This window comes from Phyllobacterium sp. P5_D12 (genome assembly GCF_054049495.1).
Window position 1 is genome coordinate 1 of the sequence record NZ_JBFUMG010000461.1, and the last position, 3,552, is coordinate 3,552.

Annotated in this window: 1 protein-coding gene; it reads left to right on the top strand. The window is 54.3% G+C overall.

Going from position 1 to position 3,552, the window contains the following annotated elements:
• Nucleotides 1-3,018: vitamin B12-dependent ribonucleotide reductase (locus tag ACXJ5O_RS21780; protein WP_457301716.1), on the top strand; the 3,018-nt coding region annotated here is incomplete at its 5' end.
• Nucleotides 3,019-3,552 lie beyond the last annotated feature (534 nt).

A 3,552-nucleotide genomic window follows, 5' to 3' on the forward strand; every position in this document is an offset into this window, starting at 1 on the left:
GGCGATCGCGCTGCCGGCGCTATAAAGTCAGGCGGCACGACGCGCCGTGCCGCCAAGATGGTCGTCGTTGACGTCGATCACCCGGATATCGAAGAATATATCGACTGGAAGGTGAAGGAAGAGCAGAAGGTTGCAGCTCTCGTCACCGGTTCCAAGATCGTCAAGCAGCACCTCGCTGCTATTATGAAGGCTTGCGTCAATTGCGAAGCCGATAATGGCGATTGCTACGAGCCAACCAAAAATCCAGCGCTGAAGCGTGAGATCAAGGCCGCCAAGAAGAATCAGGTTCCGGAGAATTATATCCAGCGCGTCATCCAGTTTGCCAAGCAAGGCTACACGGATATCGATTTCAAGACCTATGACACCGACTGGGATTCGGAAGCCTATCTGACGGTAGCCGGTCAGAACTCCAATAATTCTGTTTCGCTCAAGGACGAATTCCTGCGCGCCGTCGAAAACGACGGTAACTGGAACCTGACCGCCCGCAAGGACGGCAGGGTGATGAAGACGTTGAAGGCGCGCGATCTTTGGGAAAAGATCGGTTATGCCGCTTGGGCATCGGCTGATCCAGGGTTGCACTTCAACACCACGATGAATGACTGGCACACCTGCCCCGCTGCGGGTCCGATCCGCGCATCCAATCCATGCTCGGAATATATGTTCCTGGACGATACGGCTTGCAATCTGGCCTCGATCAATCTGCTGACTTATCGCGGCAAGGACGGCAAGATCAATGTTGCCGGCTTTGAGCATTCCGCTCGCCTGTGGACGATCGTACTCGAGATTTCGGTGATGATGGCTCAGTTCCCCTCCAAGGAAATTGCTAAACTCTCCTATGAGTATCGCACGCTCGGTCTGGGTTACGCCAATATTGGCGGCCTGCTGATGACTTCGGGTATCCCCTATGACAGCGCCGAAGGCCGTGCGATCGGCGGTGCACTTACTGCGATTATGACCGGCACCGCCTATGCTACATCCGCCGAGATGGCTAAGGAGCTCGGTGCGTTTAATGGTTATGCCCCGAATGCTGCCAACATGCTGCGCGTCATCCGCAACCATCGCCGCGCAGCGCATGGCGAAAACCAGGGCTATGAAGGCCTCGCTGTAAATCCTGTCGCTTTGATTGCGGCTGACTGCCCGGATCAGGATCTGATCACGCATGCAAAGGCAGCATGGGACAAGGCGCTGAAGCTTGGCGAAAAGCATGGTTACCGTAACGCGCAAGCTACAGTTATCGCGCCGACAGGTACGATAGGTCTTGTCATGGACTGCGATACGACAGGCATCGAGCCGGACTTTGCGCTGGTGAAGTTCAAGAAGCTGGCCGGTGGTGGCTACTTCAAGATTATCAATCGTGCCGTGCCCGAAGCTCTACGCACCCTCGGCTACTCGGAAAGCCAGATCGCCGAGATCGAAGCTTATGCAGTTGGTCATGGCAATCTCAATCAGGCACCCGGCATCAACCCCGGTTCGCTGAAAGCCAAAGGCTTCACCGACGAGATCATTGCCACGCTCAACACGGCTTTGAAGTCGGCCTTTGACATCAAATTCGCGGTTAATAAGTGGACGATTGGCGAAGACTTTGCGAAGAATGTTCTCGGTTTCACTGACGAGCAGCTCAACGATATTTCCTTCGAGATATTGCCGGCACTCGGCTTCTCGAAGAAGGAAATCGAGGCCGCCAACATCCACATTTGCGGTGCTATGACGCTTGAAGGTGCCCCCTTCCTCAAGGAAGAGCATTACCCGGTTTTCGATTGCGCCAATCCTTGCGGCAAGATCGGCAAGCGTTATCTTTCCGTTGACAGCCACATCCGCATGATGGCTGCGGCCCAGCCCTTCATCTCCGGCGCGATCTCCAAGACCATCAACATGGCGAACGAAGCAACCGTCGAGGATTGCAAGTCTGCTTATATGCTCTCCTGGAAGCTGGCACTGAAAGCCAATGCCCTCTACCGCGATGGCTCCAAGCTCTCACAGCCGCTCAATTCTTCGTTGCTCGCCGATGATGACGAGGATGAAGACGATACAATCGAGGCGCTGATCGAAGCGCCAGCAGCTGCCCGTGCCGTTCAGGTCACCGAAAAGATCGTAGAACGTATTGTCGAACGCTATGTCCATGATCGTGAGAAGTTGCCGAACCGCCGCAAGGGTTACACCCAGAAGGCAGTCGTTGGCGGTCACAAGGTCTATCTGCGGACGGGTGAGTTCGACGATGGCCGTCTCGGCGAAATTTTCATTGATATGCACAAGGAAGGCGCCGCCTTCCGGGCAATGATGAACAACTTCGCCATCGCCATATCGCTGGGGCTGCAATACGGCGTGCCGCTGGAGGAATATGTGGAGGCTTTCACCTTCACGAAATTCGAACCGGCAGGCATGGTTCAGGGTAATGATGCAATCAAGAACGCTACGTCGATCCTTGACTACCTGTTCCGCGAACTGGCTGTTTCCTATCTTGACCGCCATGATCTTGCCCATGTCGACCAGTCTGACTTCTCCAATACCTCGCTTGGCCGCGGTATTTCCGAAGGCAAGGCGGAACCTGTCTCCAAGGGCCTGACACGCGGTGCTTCGCTGAAGGTGGTTTCGCCCAACAAGGCTGATCCCAAGGGTTTTAGCAGCGCAGGGGGAACAGGCGCCGTTAACGCGCCCAAGGCAACTGCGTCATCAAATGTCACGACCCTCGCCAGCCGCACTGTAACTGCAATCGCTGCAAAACCAACGATCGCAGTGGTCAGCCAGGAATCGACAGCCTTCAAGCGCGACTATGAGGAGCGTGCAAAGGATCAGGCAGATGCAACTCCGGCCACTGCCCTGTTCGATGACGCGGATGCAGAAGCTGCGGCTGAGGAAGCCAAAGCCGAAGCAAAGAAGGTGATGTCGGATCGCCGCATCAAATCGATGATGCAGGGCTATACGGGCGACAGTTGCTCGGAATGCTCGAACTTCACGATGGTTCGTAATGGGACTTGCTTGAAGTGCGACACCTGTGGCAATACTTCCGGGTGCAGTTGAGCCTCGGATAAGTTGTGTCGGGGAACACATAGTTCCTATCGAAAAAGCCAAAAGATTGCTCAGACACTGATCTGAGCAATCTTTTTCTAGCTGCAAGAATCATGAGCAAGAGCAGCTGATACTCGCAACGAGAAAAGATATCCCGGACAAATTTCTTGTCCGGGATATCACTCACAGAACAAAACATGAATGAAATCCAAGCGAGGTTCTCAGGCCCCTCCATGCACTCGTCTAATCATCAATTGTTGGAAAGAGCATCACACATGGGCATTCAGTTTACTTTCGATACCGCGGCCGCAATCGACTTTGTTGATGGCCTGTTGATGGACGTAGCCCGTCGGGTCCAGGTGCCTCCATCAAAGCATGAGGAAGCCATCGCCCACTAAACTGGGCTCTGCGAACATGTTGATCGAGTTGGCAGTCCTTTAGAGGACAAGGTGCTGGAAAATTATCCGTCGGGTAGCTTCTCCATTCATGCTGCGATCTATACGAAGGTTAGGTCCTTGCAGCACGACGTCGACGTGGTTGTTGAGG